Genomic DNA, 16,410 nt, shown 5'->3' on the forward strand with positions numbered 1-16,410 from the left:
TATCTCGTGATCGCGGGCCGGAACACGCCCGATTCCATGCGCGGCACCATGACAAAGCCGCGCGAATCAGTTCAGAATCGGCGTTGCGGGACTCATATCGGATTTATATCAAAGATCATTAGATTTTCAGCAACGCGTCCCGTCGATTTCGAGGGCTCATTGCATGAACATTCATCACTCGACGAAGAGCCGTCTGCCACGACTTGCGGCAGCACTGATCATCATCGCATCGGGCATGCTGCTGAGGGCACCAGCCGCAAGGGCCTGCGGCGACGAGACCGGCTCCACATGCGGCAACGACGCGGACGATGCCCGCTACATGCTGGAGCAGGCGGTGGCGGCCGTGCAGGCCGACGAGCCGCAGGCCCTCAAGTGGTTCACCGAACAGTCTCACGGCTTTCGCACGGAGGACCTCTACGTCTACTGTATCGGCCCCGACCACGTCATGGCGGCCCACCCCGACCCCAAGATCAACGGCACGGATGTCACCAAGACCCTGATAGACGCCAACGGCTACCATTTCGCGGACGAGATGCTGAAGGGGGCGCAGGAGGGCGTCGTCTCCAACATCACCTACCTCTGGCCGCGCCTCGACGGCTACAGGCCCTCGGTCAAGCACACGATGTACACCAAGGTGCGAGACCAGATCTGCGCGGTCGGCTACTACGAATGACCGATCGGTTCGAGGGCTGACGGCCGCCCCGCGCCGGTGTCGGTGCCGGCCGGGGAGGCATGGAGCGGCGCTCGGTGCGGCCCGCGGCCCGATATTTCCCCGCGATCCCGCCCCCCGCAAAACCCTATTGGCCTTCCCCTGCACGCCGCGCATAACAGCCCCACATAAAGCGGACCGCGCCGACACCGTCGGTCGCGGACAGGGAGGGGACGCCCGTGATCTCCAACTTCTACATGCCGACCCGCATCGTGGCGGGCTCGGGCTCGCTCGGCACCATCGGCAGGCTCGCGCGCGAACTCGGCATGAGCCGCGTCCTCGTGGTGTCCGACCCCGTGATCTCGGCACAGCCCTTCCACGCGGACGCGCTCGCGGCGCTGGGCGAGGCCGGCGTCGCCACGGCGCGCTTCGACGAGTGCGGGATCGACGCGCGCTGCTCGCACATCGACGAGCAGGGCGAGCGCGTGCGGCGCGACGGAATCGACGGCGTGGTCTGCATCGGCGGCGGCTCGGTGATGTGCACCGGCAAGGGCATCGCCATCGTGGCGACGAACCACAAGCCGATGGCCGAGTGCACGGGCGTCGGCAAGTTCGACAAGCGCGCCCTGCCGATGATCATGGTGCCCACCACGGCGGGCTCGGGCTCCGAGGTGTCGCAGTGGACCATCGTCAAGGACGAGGTCCGGCACTTGAAGCTCCTCGGCGGCGGCCCGCTGTCCTTCCCCGACGCCGCCATCCTCGACGCGGTGACGCTGCGCTCGCTGCCCATGCGCGTCGCCGCCCTGCCGGCCGTGGACGCCCTGACCCACGCGGTCGAGGCCTACGTGTCGGGCATCGGCTCGCACCTCACCGACGCCATCGCGCTCGGCGCCGTGCGGCTGCAGTTCGGCTCCCTGCGCGCCTCCATCAACTCGGACGACGAGCGCGCCCGCGAGGACAACCTCGTCGCCTCCTGCATGGCCAACGTCGCCTGCGGCAACGCCCGCCTCGGCCACGGCCACGCCCTGTCGCTGCCGCTCGAAGGCCACCTCGACCTGCCCCACCCCTACGGAGTCGGCGTGCTCCTGCCCGAGGTGACGGCCTTCAACCTCGCGGTGCTGCCCGCCAAGGTGAAGCCGCTCGCGGAGGCGCTGGAGGTCGACACGCTCGGCCTGTCGCGGGCTGAGACCATCGCGGCCTGCGCCGAGGCGATCCGCGAGCTGTTCGACGACATCGCCTTCCCGCGGCACTTCACGCCCGAGCAGCTGCCGAGGGATCGCGTGCGCGAGATGGCGCAGCGCGCCGTGCCGGGCCTCTACGCCGGCATCGCGGCGCGCGACTACGACCACACCACCGCGCGCGACGCCACCGTGATCGCCTGCCCCTCGGCCCGCAAGATGACGGTGCGCCAGGCCGAGGAGATGTTCGAGCGCTGCCTGGGCTGACGCCCCGCCGAGACGCGTGAAACGCGCCGGCCCGCGAACTGGAGAGAAACGCCGTGCCCGACCTGATCCTGCACCACTACGACCTGTCGCCCTTCTGCGAGAAGGTGCGGCTCGCCTTCGGCCACAAGGGGCTGGACTGGCGGGGCGTCGACATCCCGATCTGGCCGCCGCGGCCCGACTTCTCGCCGCTCACCGCGGGCTACCGCCGCGCCCCCGCGCTGCAGGTCGGCGCCGACGTGTACTGCGACACGCTGCTGATCCTGCGCGAGATCGAGCGCCGCTTCCCCGAGCCGACCCTCTACCCCGGGGGGCAGGTCGGCCTCGCGTCGGCGCTGAGCTGGTACGCCGACACCACGCTGTTCATCCCGGCTGCCAAGGTCGTGACCTCCATCATCGGCGACCACCTGCCCGAGCAGTTCGTGCAGGACCGCATCGACTTCATGAAGGAGGACTTCAGCGGCTCCGCGTCCCAGAAGGCCCTGCCGCAGAACCGGCAGCGCGTGCGCGCCCAGCTCACCATCCTGGCCGACATGCTCAGGGACGGCCGCCCCTTCCTGCTCGGCGACGCGCTGTCGGCCGCCGACCTGTCGGCCTACCACGTGCCGTGGTTCGTGCGGAAGAACGGCGGCGAGGCGGCCGAGGGCCTGCTGCCGATGCGGCCGCTGCTGCCCTGGATGGAGCGCGTCGCCGCCGTCGGCCACGGCCGGAAGGAGGTGATGTCGCCCGAGGAGGCGCTGGAGGTGGCGCGCGCCGCCGAGCCCGCGCGGGTCGGCGCCTTCGAGGACGCGGCCTCGGGGCTCAAGGGCGGCGACGCCGTCAGCATCCTGTCGGACGCCGCCAACGACCCCATCACCGGCACGCTGGCCTATGCCGACGAGACCGAGATCGTGATCCGCAACGAGCACCCGCGCACCGGCGTCGTCCACACCCACTTCCCCCGCTTCGGCTACAGCGTCGTCGCGGCCTGAGGCTCCAGAATGAAGATCCTGTCCAACACGACCAGCCCCTTCGCGCGCGTCGCCCGCATCGCCCTGATCGAGAAGGGCGTGTCGGCCGAAGGGCTGCGCATGATGAACCCGTGGGGGCCCGACGACGAGATGGCGCGGCTCAACCCGGCCTCGAAGGTGCCGACGCTGGAGCTGCCCTCGGGCGTGCCGCTGACCGAGAGCCTGCTGATCCTGCTGTGGCTGGAGAAGACGCGGCCCGAGCCCTCGCTGCTCGGCGCGGGGGGCGACCTCGACGCGGTCATCTCCAAGGCGGGCCTCGCCATGGGCGTGATCGAGGCCATGGCGAACCTCGTCACCGGCCGCATGCAGATCGACCCCGATTTCGAGGGCGGCAAGGTCGGCAAGAAGCGCGTCGGCACGGTGGTGGAGAGCTTCCGGCGCCTGGAGGCCGACCCGCCGGCCTACGCGGGCGGCGTGCCGGATATCGCCGTGCTCACCGCCGTGGTGGCGGTCGATTACCTGCCCCTGCGCTTCCCCGACCACCCCTGGGTGGAGCCGATCCCGCGCCTCCAGGCCCTGCGCGACAGCGTCTCAAGCCGGCCCGCCTACGCGGACACCAAGCCCTACGTGTGAGGGCTGCTAGGACATCAGCCACTCCCCTCTCCCTTGTGGAGAGGCGAGAAGGCGCCATTCAGAAAACAACGTGAACACGAAGCAGGAGGAGACACCCATGGCCGACCTCGAAGCCAACAAGCAGCTCTGCCGCGACTATTTCGACGCCTTCAAGCGGGCCGACGAGGCCTGGTGGCAGAAGCACATCGCGCCCGACTTCGTGCGCCACGACCCCGGCCTGCCCTTTGTGGTGCGCGGCCCCGCCGGCATCAAGCAGCTGTCCGACGCGCTGAACCCCGGCATCCCGGACATGGCGCTGCCGATCTCGGACGTGATCGCCGAGGGCGACAAGGTGCTGGTGCACCTGCGCGTGAAGGGCACCCACGGCGGCGACCTGATGGGCATGGCGCCGACCGGCAAGCAGATCGACATCGGCGTGATGGACCTGTTCAAGGTCCAGGACGGCGTCATCGTCGAACACTGGGCGCTGCTCGACAACCTCGGCATGCTGAAGCAGCTCGGCGTCACCGTGATCTGACGCGGGCGTCCCCGGCGGGCCCACCGGTCGGCTATGATGGGGCCGACCCCGCGAGGCCCGCCCGTGACCCACGACACCCTCTCCGCCCCCTACGCCGACGTCCGCGCGGAGGTGGCCAAGCTCTGCGCGGCCTTTCCGGGCGAATACTGGCGCCGGCTCGACGGGGAGCGCGGCTACCCGACGGAGTTCGTGAATGCCCTGACCGAGTCCGGCTACCTCGCGGCGCTGATCCCGGAGGAGTACGGCGGGGCCGGCCTGCCGCTGTCGGGCGCGGCCGCGATCCTGGAGGAGGTGCAGCGCCAGGGCTGCAACGGCGCCGCCTGCCACGCGCAGATGTACGTGATGGGCACGGTGCTGCGCCACGGCTCCGAGGCGCAGAAGCGCCGCTACCTGCCCGAGATCGCCGCGGGGCGGCTGCGGCTCCAGGCCTTCGGCGTCACCGAGCCGACCTCGGGCACAGACACCACCGCGCTGCGCACCACGGCCCGCCGCGTCGGCGACAGGTACGTGGTCGACGGCCAGAAGATCTGGACGTCCCGCGCCGAGCATTCCGACCTGATGCTGCTGCTCGCCCGCACGACGCCGCGCGATCGGGTGGCGAAGCGCACCGAAGGCCTGTCGGTCTTCATCGTCGACATGCGCGAGGCGCTGGGCCGGGGGCTGACGATCAGGCCCATCCGCACGATGATGAACCACAATTCCTGCGAGTTGTTCTTCGACGGCCTGGAGGTGCCGGCCGAGAACCTCGTCGGCGAGGAGGGCCGCGGCTTCCGTTCCGTCCTGTCCGGCATGAACGCCGAGCGCATCCTCATCGCGGCCGAGTGCGTCGGCGACGCGAAGTGGTTCATCGACAAGGCGAGCGGCTACGCCAGGGACCGCACGGTGTTCGGCCGGCCGATCGGCCAGAACCAGGGCGTCCAGTTCCCCATCGCCAAGGCCTACGCCGAGATGCGCGCCGCGGAGCTGATGGTGCGCGAGGCGCTGCGCCTCTACGAGGCCGGCGCCAACCCCGGCGCCGAGGCCAACATGGCCAAGATGCTGGCCGCGGACGCCTCCTTCGCGGCCGCCAACGCCTGCATCCAGACCTTCGGCGGCTTCGGCTTCGCCGAGGAATACGACGTCGAGCGCAAGTTCCGCGAGACGCGGCTCTACCAGGTGGCGCCGATCTCGACCAACCTGATCCTGAGCTACATCGCCGAGCACGTGCTCGGGCTTCCGAGGTCCTACTGATGGATGTCGACCACCTCCGCGGCTGGATCGGCCGCACCCACGAGGCCGAGGACCTCGTGACCCCGCGGCTCGTCGACCAGTTCCGCGCGACGTTCCGGCCGCACCTCTTCGAGCCTGCGGCGCCGCACCTCTTCCCCGTGCCGGAGGGCGAGGCGCCGCCCGGGCTGCACTGGTGCCTCGCGCCGCCGGCCGAGCCCATGGCGGAGCTCGCCGCCGACGGCCACGCCGCCAAGGGCGGCTTCCTGCCGCCCGTGCCCCTGCCCCGCCGCATGTGGGCCGGCGGCGCGGTCGAGACCTTCGCGCCGCTGCGGCTCGGCGACGCGGTGACGCGCCGCTCCACCGTCGAGGACCTGGCGACCAAGCGGGGCCGCACGGGGCCGCTGGTCTTCGTCACGGTGCGCCACGAGGTGTCGACGGCGCGCGGCCCGGCGCTGAGCGAGCGCCACGACATCGTGTACCGCGAGGCGTTCACGCCCGGCGCCGCCCCTCCGCCGGCCCCGGCGCCCGCCGAGCCGCGCCGCTCCGACCTCGCTTGGGCGGTCGAGGGCTCGCCGGTGCTGCTGTTCCGCTATTCGGCGCTGACCTTCAACGGCCACCGCATCCACTACGACCTGCCCTACGTCACGGCGGTGGAGGGCTATGCCGGGCTGCTGGTGCACGGGCCCATCCAGGCGACGCTGTGCTTCAACCTCGCCGCGGCGCTGCTGGGCCGGGCGCCGCGGCGCTACGCGTTCCGAAACGTCGCGCCGCTCGTCGCCGGCCCGGTCTTCCGCGTGGCGGGTGCGCGGGACCGCGACGGCGCGGTGCGGTGCTGGACGGAGGGCGCCGACGGAGCCGTCCGGATGGAGGCCGAGGCCTCGGCCTGAGCCGGGGATTCAGCGTCCCGCCGCGCCGTAGTCCATCGCCGCGAGGTCGGTGAGCAGGCCGGGGCCGGTCGGGTGCCAATCGAGCGCGGCCCGCGTCCGGGCGCTCGACGCCGCCATGTCGAGGCCGGCGAACATCGCCATCCAGCCGAAAACCTCGGGGGCCTCGGCCGCCGTGACCGAGCGGACCGGCAGGCCGAGCCCGCGGCCGAGCGCGGCCACGATGTCCCGCACCGGCACGCCCTCCTCGTCGACCGCGTGGTGGCGCGCGCCCGGCCGCGCCCTCTCCAACGCGAGCCGGTAGAGGCGCGCGACATCGGTCACGTGTGCGGCGCTCCAGCGGTTGGCGCCGTCGCCCACGTAGGCCGCGACGCCCTTCTCCCGCAGCACCTCCACCAGCGGCGTGATCAGCCCCTGCTTCACGGGGTCGTGCACCTGCGGCAGGCGCACGACCCCGACGTTCAGGCCGGCGTCGAGCAGCGCGTGGGCGGCGATCTCGGAGGCCACGCGCGGGTTCGGGTAGTCGGGGTCGAAGTTGTCCTCGACGGCCGGCTCGCCGGGGCCGGCGTGGCCGATCCCGACGCCGGAGGTGACGAGGAGCGGCCGGTCGGAGCCGCGCAGCGCCTCGCCGAGCGCCGCGATGACGCGCCTGTCCTTCTCGCAGTTCGCGGCGAAGTTGGAGAAGTCGTGGTCGAAGGCGCAGTGGATGACGCCGTCAGCCCCCTCGGCGCCCCGCCGCAGGCTCTCCGGCTCCTCCAGGGTGCCGCGGAAGGCCTCGGCGCCGGCCGCGGCCAGTCGCGCGGCGCCGGCATCCGATCGGGTGAGCCCCAACACCTGATGCCCGGCGGCGATGAGGTCGGGCACGATCCGCGAGCCGATGAAGCCGGTCGCCCCGGTGAGAAACACGCGCATGTCCTGGCCTCCGTCGTCGTCGATGGACCGATCCTGGGGTGGAGTCCGACACCGTTAAAGCCGTGACCTCATCGGGGTATAGCTGCTAACAGGCAGGGCATGCCCGCCTCGCCCTCCAACCCCCTCGGCGACTACCTGAAGGACCGCCGCAGCCGGCTCGATCCGGCGGCCTTCGGCTTCGGGGGCCGCCGCCGCACGCCGGGCCTGCGGCGGGAGGAGGTCGCCCAGCGCGCCAACATCAGCGCCACCTGGTACACCTGGCTCGAACAGGGGCGCGGCGGAGCGCCCTCGGCCGACGTGCTCGACCGCATCGCGGGCGGCCTGCTGCTGACCGAGCCCGAGCGCGAGCACCTGTTCATGATCGGGCTCGGCCGCCCGCCCGAAGTCCGCTACCGGCGGGCCGAGGGCGTGACGCCGCGCCTGCAGCGTCTGCTCGACACGCTCGAAACCAGCCCGGCGCTGGTCAAGACGGCGACCTGGGACGTGGTGGCCTGGAACCGGGCCGCGGCTGCGGTGCTGACGGACTGGAGCCGCGTGCCCGCGGGCGAGCGCAACATCCTGCGCCGCATCTTCCTCGATCCCCAGGTGCGCAGCGCGCAGCGCGACTGGGAAGGGCTGTCCCGCACCGTGGTCGCCGCCTTCCGCGCCGACGCCGCGCGCGCCGGGGCGGTGTCGGAGGTGGCGCAGCTCGTCGACGAGCTGTGCCGGGCCAGCCCGGATTTCGCGGCGCTGTGGCGGGAACACGACGTGGTGCGCCAGGGCGAGGGCGTGAAGCACCTGAACCACTCGACGCTCGGCGCCATCGAGCTCGAATACTCGTCCTTCGCGGTCGACGGCCGGCCCGACCTCGGCCTGATCGTCTACAGCCCGGTCGACCCGGCCGTGGCGGGCCGCATCCGCGCCCTGATCGACCGGTCGCGCGAGGGCGGGCCCTGACGCGCCGAACTCGCAGGGCGACTTGAATCGAATTCAAGCAACGCGAAAGTCGGGAGGAACCGTGCGGGCCCGACGCCACGGTCCGCAGCGGGAATGTGGATCTCGACGCGCCGTTTCGCTATCGATAACGGTGATAGAGCCCAGGACAGCGCGATGGCGGATACCCGCGACACGGAGGGGAAAGCTTCGATCCTGTGGAGGTTCTCGCTGTTCATCGACCTCACGCCGGGCGAGACGCGGGCTCTCCTATCCCTGATCGACGCGGCCAAGTCCTTTCCGTCCGGAAGCTTCCTGCACCGGCAGGGCGAGGAGCCGAGCCTGTTCTTCCTCCACGAGGGCTGGGTCGTGAGCGGCATCGACGTCGCCAGGGGCGACCGGCAGATCCTGAAGGTGCACCGGGCCGGGGATGTCCTGGGGTCGCCGAGCCTGCCCTTCGCCCGGGCGGTCGAGACGTTGACAGCGCTGACGCCGTGCCGGGCGAGCGCGATCAGCCGCAAGGCCGTCGGCGCCCTGTTCGACGATTGGCCCCGCGTCGCCGCCGCCCTGTTCGCCGCCTGCCAGGTCGAGCGCGTCGTGCTGATGGACCGGCTCGTGGCCGTGGGGCGGCTCGACGCCGCGGACAGCTTCGTGGCGTTCCTGATCCAGCTGTTCCGCACCCGTCCGCCGGGAGCGACGGGCAACAGCATCCACCTTCCGCTGACGCAGCCGCAGATCGGCGACGTGCTCGGCCTGTCGCCCGTCCACGTCAACCGCGTCATCAACAGGCTGGAACAGGACGGGCTCATCCGGCGGGACGGCTACACCTACGACCTGCTCGACCTCCCGAGGCTCGAAGCGCGGGCCGCGGTGCCGCGGCGCGTCCCCGAGCGGAGCCCGGCCTGGTTTCCGCCCGCCAGGGCGTGAGAACCCCGCCCGTCGGCGCGACAGGCAGGATCTCGCACCCCGCGGACCAGATGTCGCCGTCCGGCGCGAAAATTTTCGCGCGGCCGTCGCGGCCGCAGCCTCCGGTGTCGATCGCTCTTCCCTCGATGACCGATCGTTTCATCTCAGTCGAAAACCGGTCGATCGACGGATCGACAATACGGCTTTTGATGAATTTTACATCGAACCGCGTTGAAGACGCGGTGACCTTCGGATCGAACAGATGATGTGGTGCTTATCTCACGATAGCGACGGGCGCCACAGCGCGTGGTCCTGGGGCTGACCCTTTCCGCGCGTGCTTTTGCCCATGAGCCTCCCGAAGCCCCCCTCCCGGCGCCACTTCACCGCTGCCGCGCAGGCCGCCGCGATCGAAGCCCGGCGGCGGAAGCGCGACCTCGCCAAGCCCCGCGGCACCCCCGAGCTGTTCGTGGTCCGGCTCGGGGACGAGCGCCTCCCCTTCGGCTGGGAGATCCGCCGCTTCGGCGCGGTGGTGATCGACCGCGGCCCCCTCGGCTTCTCCACCGCCGACGCGGCGCGCTCGGCCGGCGAGGAAGCCCTGTCGGCCGCGGAGGTGGGAGCGTGACGGCCGGCTCCGGCCGGGACGGCGCGCGGGACGCGGCCCGGCCGCTGACCGGCGCCGAGGCGCGCGGCCCGATCGAGCGCCTGCGCCTGGACGTGCTGAGCAGCATGGCGCGCCGAACGATGCACTGATCCGGCCCCGGCCGGCGGCGGGCGGCCCGCCCCCGCGCCGCCTTGACGGCGCCCCATCGCGCCCGGCACCCTGCCCCGATGAGACAGCAATCCCTCGACTTCCTGCGCCGCATCGCCGACGCCCCCTCGCCCAGCGGCTACGAGCAGCCGGCCGCCCGCGTCTACGGCGCCTACACCGAGCCCTTCGCCGACCGCGTCACCACGGACGTGCACGGCAGCGTGTCGGCGGTGCTCAACCCCGCGGCCGAGATGCGGATCATGCTCGCCGGCCACATGGACGAGCTCGGCTTCATCGTCCACCACATCGACGACGCGGGGCAGCTCCACTTCCGCACCATCGGCGGCCACGACAGCGCGGTGGCGATCGGCCAGCGGCTGTGGGTCTACGGGCGGCAGCGCATCGCGGGCGTCATCGGCCGCACCGCCATCCACCTTCAGAACGAGGAGGAGCGCAAGAAGAAGCCCGAGATCAAGGACATGTGGATCGACATCGGCGCGACCTCGCGCGCCGAGGCCGCCGAGGTCGTCAGCCTCGGCGACGTCGCCACCTACCAGTGCGAGTTCCAGCCCCTGATGGGCGACCGCGCCACGGCGCGCGGCTTCGACAACAAGATGGGCACCTTCGTGGTCGCCGAGGCGCTGCGCCTGCTGAAGGAGGAGGGCGGCCTCCACCCGGACGTGGGCGTCCACGCCGTCGCGACCGTGCAGGAGGAGATCGGGCTGCGCGGCGCCCGCACGGCCGCCTACGGCATCGCGGCCCAGACCGGCCTCGCGGTCGACGTCAACCACGCCACCGACTATCCGGGCGTCAACAAGGTGCTGCACGGGCACCTGGAGGTCGGCAAGGGCCCCAGCGTGTCGCGCGGGCCCAACACCAACCCGGTCACCTTCGAGCTCGTCACGGCGGCGGCGCGCGAGGCCGGCATCGCCTACCAGGTCAGCGTCAGCGCGGCCGGCACCGGCACGGACGCCAACGCCATGCAGCTCAACCGCGCCGGCATGGCGACGGGCCTGCTCGGCGTGCCGCTGCGCTACATGCACACGCCGGTCGAGCTCCTGAGCCTGAAGGACGTCGAGGACTGCGCCCGGCTGATGGCCGCCTACTGCCGCCAGGTCACGCCCGAAACGGATTTCACGCCGCGTTGAGGGGGCGACCGCGGACACGACACGGGACGTGGGGCGCTGCCCCACACCCGACAAAGGCCGGCGGCCTCTGGAAACCGACTTTTCACCGCACCGCGTAGAACTTGCGCCGCATGCTGTCCGCGATGGCGCGGAAGCGCGCGTCCCGCTCGGGCGAGCCGAAGCGCAGGCCCACGTCGCGGTCGCGGCGCCACACCACCGTCGCGGCCAGCAGGTCGCCGGTCTGGTCGTCGTAGACCAGGATGCGGTCCGGCAGCCGCAGGGGCGCCGGCAGGCGCATCAGCCCGCCCCCCGCCGAACGGTTGGCGATGAGGCAGTCCGTCATGAACTGCCCGTCGGCGCCCACCACCTTGCCGGAGCGCAGGCGCGTGCGGCGGCGCACGGTCGTGCGCCGCTCCCCTCCGGCCACCACCGGCTCGCGGATCACCGCGTAGGTGAACTCGGCCGGCGACGGCGCCGCGCCGTCCGCGACCCGCCGGGCCGCGACCACCGACGGAGCCGGATCGGGCGGGCTCACCGGCCCGTCAGCCCCGGCCGCGCGCTCGGCACGAGCCCGAGCGGCGCCGCGCGCCCGGCCGCCCGGCGCGGCAGCCGCGCCTCGGCCAGCGCGCGGGCGAGGCGGTCGAGGCGATCCTCGCGGTCGGCCACCGGCTCGTCGAACAGCACGGAGCGCACCGCCACCTCGTCGCCCCGCGCCCCGAGGGCGAGGTCGAAGAAGACCGACACGATCGGGTGGTGGAACTCCAGCCCCAGCGTCACCAGGGGCAGGCTGTCCCAGGCGAGGTCGACGCAGGCCGTCCAGGCCGAGATCAGCGAGCCGTGGCGGAAGAACAGCTCGGCCGACGACTGGATCAGGTCCTCGATGGCCGGGAAGGAGCCGAAGCGGATGAAGCTGACGAGGTCGACGGGGTCGATGGTGCGCAGGTCGGCGGCGACGTCGCGCAGGCTGTCGGCCAGCACCGCCGCGTAGGCGCCGGCGTCGGGATCGGCGAGGTCGGTCAATGCATCACCGCCGGGGTCGGCGAGGGGCGGCGATTGTCGCGCGACTGGACGTAGTGGATCACTTCCGCAACAGCCTTATAGAATTCGGGGGGAATCAGCTCGCCCACCTCGACAAGGTCGTACATGGACCTTGCGAGGGGCTTGTTTTCGATGACCGCGATGCCGTGCTCGGCGGCGATCTCGCGGATCTTCAGCGCCAGGATGTCCTGGCCCTTGGCGATCACCACCGGCGCGCCGCCCTCCTCGCGCTTGTAGCGGAGCGCGATGGAGAAATGCGTCGGGTTGGCGATCACGAGCGTCGCGCGGGGCACGTCCGCCATCATGCGGCGGCGGCGGCGGTCGAGCGCCAGCGACCGGCGCTTGGCCTTGACCGCGGGATCGCCCTCGTTCTGCTTGTGCTCGTCCTTGACCTCCTGGCGCGTCATCATCATGCGGCGGCGCCACTTGACCCGCGTCCACGCGATGTCGGCGACGCCGACGAGCACGAAGGCGGCGGTGACGCCGGACAGGAGCTTGACCAGCAGCGCCAGGATGCGGTCCGGCACCAGCGCGGGCGACACGAAGACGGTGTCGACCACCGTGTCGCGCTCGGACGCGAGCACCAGGGCCGCTACGCAGCCCATGATGGCGAGCTTGGCGAGGCTCTTCGCGAACTCGACCGCGCCGGCCTTGCCGAGCATGCGGGCGAGGCCGGCGGCGGGCGACACCTTGCTGAGCTTCGGCGCGATGCGGTCCAGCACCACCGAGGGCGCGTTCTGGGCGAAGGACACGGCCAGCCCGGCCGCGAGCACGATGGCGAAGACCGGCAGCACGAAGCTCGCCGCGGCCCCGAGCAGCACGCCGACGAGGTCGCCGGCGTCGGCGCCGTTCTGGAGCCGCCAGCGCGCCGGGTCCTCGAACAGGTGGGCCAGCGTGTCGGCGAGCCGGGCCGCGCCGGGGCGCAGCGTCAGCGTGCACACCACCAGCGTGGCGCCGAGCCCGCCGAGCAGCGCCGCCTCGCGCGACACCGGCAGGTCGCCGCGCTCGACAGCCTCGCGGAGCTTCTTCTCCGTCGGCTCGAAGGTTTTGCCCTCGTCGTCGGCGTCCTCGGACATCTCACGCCGCCTCGGCCGAGAGCTCGATCTCGCCGAGCGACGACAGCTGCAGCACGGTGGTCGAGATGGCGCGCCGGGCCGCCGCGATCTCCTTCGCGGAGCCGCCGTCGGAGTTCAGCTCGTTCTCGATCAGGCGGCGGGCGCGGGCGCCCAGCGCCGACAGCACGGCGTCGCGGAAGGTGGCGTCGGTGCCGCGCAGCGCCATGGTGATCTGCTCGGTCGGCACGCGGTCGAACAGCACGCTCTTCGACTTCGCGGGCAGATTCACCACGTCGTTGAAGGAGAACATCTTCGAGCGCAGCGCCGCGGCGTCGACCGGCTTGGCTTCCGCGATGGAGAGGAGCACCTCCTCGGCCTGCTCCGGCTCCATGCGGTTGAGGATGTCGGCGACGCGGCCGCGGGTGTTGGCGTTGGCGTCGCGCGGCGGGCCGTTGAGCAGGTCGTCGCGCAGCTTGTTCTCGAGGATCTTGATCGTGGCCTCGCTGACCGGCCGGAGCGCCAGCATGCGGCGGGTCAGCGCGTTGCGCGACTCGCGCGGCATGATCGCCAGCGCCTTGGCGGCCGCCTCGGGGGTCAGGCGGGCGAGGATCAGCGCCGCGGTCTGCGGGTGCTCCTTGCCCACGTAGGCCGCGAGGTCGGCCTCCGGCAGGCCGGACAGCCGCACCCAGGTCGAGGAGTTGGACGAGCCCAGCACGTCCGACATGATCTCCGCCACCTGCTCGGGCGGCAGCACGCCGCCGAGCAGGTGCTCGACCTCGGCGGCGGTGCCGCGCAGGTCGACGCCGCGCGAGAACTGCTGCGCCAGCTCCTCCACCAGCCCTTCGAGCGCGGTGATCGGCACGGCGCCGAGCGCCGCGGCCGAGCGCGTGATGGTCTTCAGCTCGCCGGGGTCGAAGTGCTTGAGCAGGCGGCTCGCCAGCGGCTTGCCCATGGCGAGCAGCAGGGCCGCGACCTTCTCGGGGCCGGTGAGGGTGCGGTGGTCGCTGTAGGCCGCGATGGCGGTCGACATCGCGGCGTCAGCCCCGCCCGCCCGGGCCGGACGCGCCGACGATCTCGGTCAGGGCCACGCCGAGGCGGTCGGCATCGCCCTCGATCACCGTCATGTCGCCCCGGGCGATGACGCGGCCGTTGACCACGATGTCGACCGGCTGGCCGACGCGGTGGTCGAGCGGGATCACCGCGCCGCGGCCGAGCTTCATCAGGTTCGCCACCGGCATCGAGGTGCCGCCGAGCACGACCTGCACCGACAACGGGATGTCCAGGATGGCGCCGAGCCCCATGGCGGGTTCGGGAGGGGAGACGTCTTCGTCGAGCGACATCGGGAGAGACCTGGCGGATCCGAGCGGGGCGGGCCACGCCCCTTCATTCCGCGAAGGCTAGGCCGGGAGGCTTGCGCGTGGGTCGCGGCCGAACGGTTGACGGAAACAGGACGATCGTGGGAGCCTGCTTCGCCGGCTGTTCGTCGACGGCCCGCGCCGACAGGGCCTCCCCGGCGAGGTCGGATGCATCTCGGGACCCGAAAAGCCCGCGATGGAAACTGACCGACATCGATCGCCGCGACACTGCCCGGCGGCAGGGGGTGGCGTGCCCGCACCGCGTCGCTCGACGGAAGTCACCGGACCCGCCGCAGCCCGGACTGAGCCGGGGAGGCGCGAAGAGCGAAGCAGCGAACGAGCGGACACCCACTCGCTCCTCCTCCGTTGCGTCAAGATGGCTTATTTGCAACTCTTCAAGTCGGCTCCAGTTAACGTCCACTCATAATCGCAGGGCATCACATGCCGACGTTCTTCTTCGACGTCTACGATGGTCGGAAAGCTATGCGGGACGCGGTCGGCCTAGAGTTGCCGAACGTCGCGGAAGCGGCCGACGAGGCGGCGGCGCTCCTGCCGGAGTTCGCGAAGGAGACCCTGCCCGACCGGCAGTCGCATGGCTTCGTCGCCTCTGTCAGGGATGAAGCGGGGGAGGTCGTCTATCGCGCGATGATGCTGTTCCAGGGACAGCATGTCACGGATCAGAACCGGCCCTACGTCACGACCGTGACCGGGGTGAACTTCCAAATGGCACGCCGCACGGAATTGAAGGCTGAAGCGCGGGCGCTGTCCGAAAAGCTGGCTCAAAACATCGAAGCCATGTTGACCGTCATCGACGACACGAGGGCGCAGGTCGAAGCCAGTCGCAGAGCAGTGCAGAAATGGAACGAAAAAGACGCGTGAAGCATCGGTCGTGATCACGCACGGACCGGGACGGGGCATCGTGCGGCCCGGACGGGTCGGTCAGCTGCGCGCGGCTCGCCCTACGGGGACCGGCCCGGGCCCGCGCCGGCCCTCCGCTCCGCAACTCGCGATGCGGGCGGAAACCTGCTAAGGGCGAGGGGACCCGTCGCGCTCCCGCGACCCAGGACGCCCGCGGCCCCCACCATGGCGACACGAGCCGACCCGTTCCGCCTGTCCTCGCCCCGGATCTTCCTGGTCCGGATGGCCGTGTTCCTGATCCTGGCCGGCTTCGTCGCCCTGATCCTGCAGGACCAGATCGGACGCGCCTTCATGGCCAACCCGCCGCTGAACGGGCTGATCCTGGGCGTGCTGCTGGTCGGCATCGTGCTCGGGCTGCGCCAGGTGTTCCGCCTGTTCCCCGAGATCCGCTGGGCCAACAGCGTCAACAACCCGTCCGCCCCGGCCGCCAAGCCGCCCGTGCTGCTCGCCCCCATGGCGACCATCCTGGCCGACCGCGGGGAGGGCCGGCCCACCATCTCCACCGTGACGCTGCGCGCCATCCTCGACTCCGTCGGCACGCGCCTCGACGAGTCGCGCGAGATCGCTCGCTACCTCACCGGCCTCCTCATCTTCCTCGGCCTGCTCGGCACCTTCTGGGGCCTCCTCGAGACGGTCGGCTCCATCGCGGGCGTGATCCGCAACATGACGGCCGGCAACGACTCCGCCGTGATGTTCGACGACCTCAAGAACGGCCTCGCCGCCCCCATCGCGGGCATGAGCGTGAGCTTCACCTCCTCGCTGTTCGGCCTCGCGGGCTCGCTCGTGCTCGGCTTCCTCGACCTCCAGGCCGGGCAGGCGCAGAACCGATTCTACAACCAGCTCGAGGACAAGCTCAGCGCCCTCACGGCCGACCCGCTCGCGGCCGCCGGGACCGAGGCCGCGCTCCCCGCGCCGGCCGGCGTGCCGGCGGACCTCCGCGTCGCGCTCGACCGCATCGCGCTCGGCGCCGACCAGTCGTCGAGCCGCGCCGCCACCGCCGCCATGGCCAACCTCGCCGAGGGCATCCAGAGCCTCGTGCAGCACATGCGCGGCGAACAGCAGATGATCCGCGACTGGGTCGAGGGCCAGGCCGAGCAGAACCGGGAGATGCGACGCCTCCTGGAGCGCATCGCCCGCGAGTCGGAAGTCCGCTAG

The 16,410-nt window shown here is 71.6% G+C and carries 20 protein-coding genes; 14 read left to right on the forward strand and 6 right to left on the reverse strand.

The features are described from left to right. Window positions 1–163: 163 nt before the first annotated feature. The 7 genes from L7N97_RS06745 (at window position 164) to L7N97_RS06775 (ending at window position 6,287) form a co-directional block, all read left to right on the forward strand. A complete protein-coding gene (locus tag L7N97_RS06745; protein ID WP_237477562.1) occupies window positions 164–673 on the forward strand; it encodes a cache domain-containing protein in 510 nt (169 codons plus the stop codon). A gap of 215 nt (window positions 674–888) precedes the next feature. Beyond that, window positions 889–2,094 carry an iron-containing alcohol dehydrogenase gene (locus tag L7N97_RS06750; protein ID WP_237477563.1) on the forward strand — a complete coding sequence of 402 codons (1,206 nt, stop codon included), beginning with the start codon at window positions 889–891 and terminating at the stop codon, window positions 2,092–2,094. A 53-nt stretch (window positions 2,095–2,147) separates the two neighbouring features. After that, entirely contained in the window at window positions 2,148–3,062 is a 915-nt protein-coding gene (locus tag L7N97_RS06755; protein ID WP_237477564.1) for a glutathione S-transferase family protein, read from the forward strand. Between the two features lie 9 nt (window positions 3,063–3,071). Continuing rightward, window positions 3,072–3,674, forward strand: coding sequence for a glutathione S-transferase family protein (locus tag L7N97_RS06760; RefSeq protein WP_237477565.1), 603 nt, complete (start codon window positions 3,072–3,074; stop codon window positions 3,672–3,674). Window positions 3,675–3,771: 97 nt separating this feature from the next. Further along, window positions 3,772–4,191: an ester cyclase gene (locus L7N97_RS06765; RefSeq protein WP_237477566.1), complete on the forward strand. Its 420-nt coding sequence runs from the start codon at window positions 3,772–3,774 to the stop codon at window positions 4,189–4,191. Window positions 4,192–4,254: 63 nt separating this feature from the next. Further along, complete coding sequence (locus L7N97_RS06770) at window positions 4,255–5,421, forward strand: acyl-CoA dehydrogenase family protein (protein WP_237477567.1); 1,167 nt, start codon at window positions 4,255–4,257, stop codon at window positions 5,419–5,421. Then, window positions 5,421–6,287 carry an HTD2 family dehydratase gene (locus tag L7N97_RS06775; RefSeq protein ID WP_237477568.1) on the forward strand — a complete coding sequence of 289 codons (867 nt, stop codon included), beginning with the start codon at window positions 5,421–5,423 and terminating at the stop codon, window positions 6,285–6,287. The genes L7N97_RS06770 and L7N97_RS06775 overlap by 1 nt, the downstream gene beginning before the upstream one ends. A gap of 9 nt (window positions 6,288–6,296) precedes the next feature. On the opposite strand, the gene L7N97_RS06780 is transcribed toward L7N97_RS06775, so the two are convergent. Then, window positions 6,297–7,196: an SDR family oxidoreductase gene (locus L7N97_RS06780; protein ID WP_237477569.1), complete on the reverse strand. Its 900-nt coding sequence runs from the start codon at window positions 7,194–7,196 to the stop codon at window positions 6,297–6,299. Window positions 7,197–7,295: 99 nt separating this feature from the next. Here L7N97_RS06780 and L7N97_RS06785 point away from each other — a divergent pair, with 99 nt between their 5' ends. From L7N97_RS06785 to L7N97_RS06800, 5 genes are all read left to right on the forward strand, one after another. After that, window positions 7,296–8,132, forward strand: coding sequence for a helix-turn-helix transcriptional regulator (locus L7N97_RS06785; RefSeq protein ID WP_237477570.1), 837 nt, complete (start codon window positions 7,296–7,298; stop codon window positions 8,130–8,132). Window positions 8,133–8,285: 153 nt separating this feature from the next. After that, window positions 8,286–9,035, forward strand: coding sequence for a Crp/Fnr family transcriptional regulator (locus L7N97_RS06790; protein WP_237477571.1), 750 nt, complete (start codon window positions 8,286–8,288; stop codon window positions 9,033–9,035). Between the two features lie 325 nt (window positions 9,036–9,360). Beyond that, window positions 9,361–9,636 carry a hypothetical protein gene (locus tag L7N97_RS06795; RefSeq protein ID WP_237477572.1) on the forward strand — a complete coding sequence of 92 codons (276 nt, stop codon included), beginning with the start codon at window positions 9,361–9,363 and terminating at the stop codon, window positions 9,634–9,636. Further along, window positions 9,633–9,764 carry a hypothetical protein gene (locus L7N97_RS29670; protein WP_255721626.1) on the forward strand — a complete coding sequence of 44 codons (132 nt, stop codon included), beginning with the start codon at window positions 9,633–9,635 and terminating at the stop codon, window positions 9,762–9,764. Before L7N97_RS06795 ends, L7N97_RS29670 begins: the two co-directional genes overlap by 4 nt. Before the next feature lie 78 nt (window positions 9,765–9,842). Next, on the forward strand, window positions 9,843–10,910 hold the full coding sequence (locus tag L7N97_RS06800; RefSeq protein ID WP_237477573.1) for a M42 family metallopeptidase: 1,068 nt from the start codon (window positions 9,843–9,845) through the stop codon (window positions 10,908–10,910). A gap of 82 nt (window positions 10,911–10,992) precedes the next feature. On the opposite strand, the gene L7N97_RS06805 is transcribed toward L7N97_RS06800, so the two are convergent. From L7N97_RS06805 to L7N97_RS06825, 5 genes are read right to left on the reverse strand one after another with little or no spacing between them, the layout of a single operon-like run. After that, window positions 10,993–11,424, reverse strand: a complete 432-nt coding sequence (locus tag L7N97_RS06805; RefSeq protein ID WP_237477574.1) for a PilZ domain-containing protein — start codon at window positions 11,422–11,424, stop codon at window positions 10,993–10,995. Continuing rightward, a complete protein-coding gene (locus tag L7N97_RS06810) occupies window positions 11,421–11,909 on the reverse strand; it encodes a hypothetical protein (protein ID WP_237477575.1) in 489 nt (162 codons plus the stop codon). Before L7N97_RS06810 ends, L7N97_RS06805 begins: the two co-directional genes overlap by 4 nt. Then, window positions 11,906–13,003: an EscU/YscU/HrcU family type III secretion system export apparatus switch protein gene (locus L7N97_RS06815; protein ID WP_237477576.1), complete on the reverse strand. Its 1,098-nt coding sequence runs from the start codon at window positions 13,001–13,003 to the stop codon at window positions 11,906–11,908. The genes L7N97_RS06810 and L7N97_RS06815 overlap by 4 nt, the downstream gene beginning before the upstream one ends. 1 nt (window position 13,004) lies before the next feature. Beyond that, window positions 13,005–14,012: a flagellar motor switch protein FliG gene (locus L7N97_RS06820; protein ID WP_237477577.1), complete on the reverse strand. Its 1,008-nt coding sequence runs from the start codon at window positions 14,010–14,012 to the stop codon at window positions 13,005–13,007. A gap of 7 nt (window positions 14,013–14,019) precedes the next feature. Continuing rightward, window positions 14,020–14,322, reverse strand: a complete 303-nt coding sequence (locus tag L7N97_RS06825; protein ID WP_237477578.1) for a FliM/FliN family flagellar motor switch protein — start codon at window positions 14,320–14,322, stop codon at window positions 14,020–14,022. A gap of 456 nt (window positions 14,323–14,778) precedes the next feature. Here L7N97_RS06825 and L7N97_RS06830 point away from each other — a divergent pair, with 456 nt between their 5' ends. Together L7N97_RS06830 and L7N97_RS06835 are read left to right on the forward strand one after the other, a co-directional pair. Then, complete coding sequence (locus L7N97_RS06830) at window positions 14,779–15,216, forward strand: DUF6894 family protein (protein ID WP_237477579.1); 438 nt, start codon at window positions 14,779–14,781, stop codon at window positions 15,214–15,216. Between the two features lie 204 nt (window positions 15,217–15,420). Beyond that, a complete protein-coding gene (locus tag L7N97_RS06835; protein ID WP_237477580.1) occupies window positions 15,421–16,410 on the forward strand; it encodes a flagellar motor protein MotA in 990 nt (329 codons plus the stop codon).

Origin of the sequence: Lichenibacterium dinghuense, from assembly GCF_021730615.1 — a bacterium.
Lineage (GTDB): Bacteria > Pseudomonadota > Alphaproteobacteria > Rhizobiales > Beijerinckiaceae > Lichenihabitans > Lichenihabitans dinghuensis.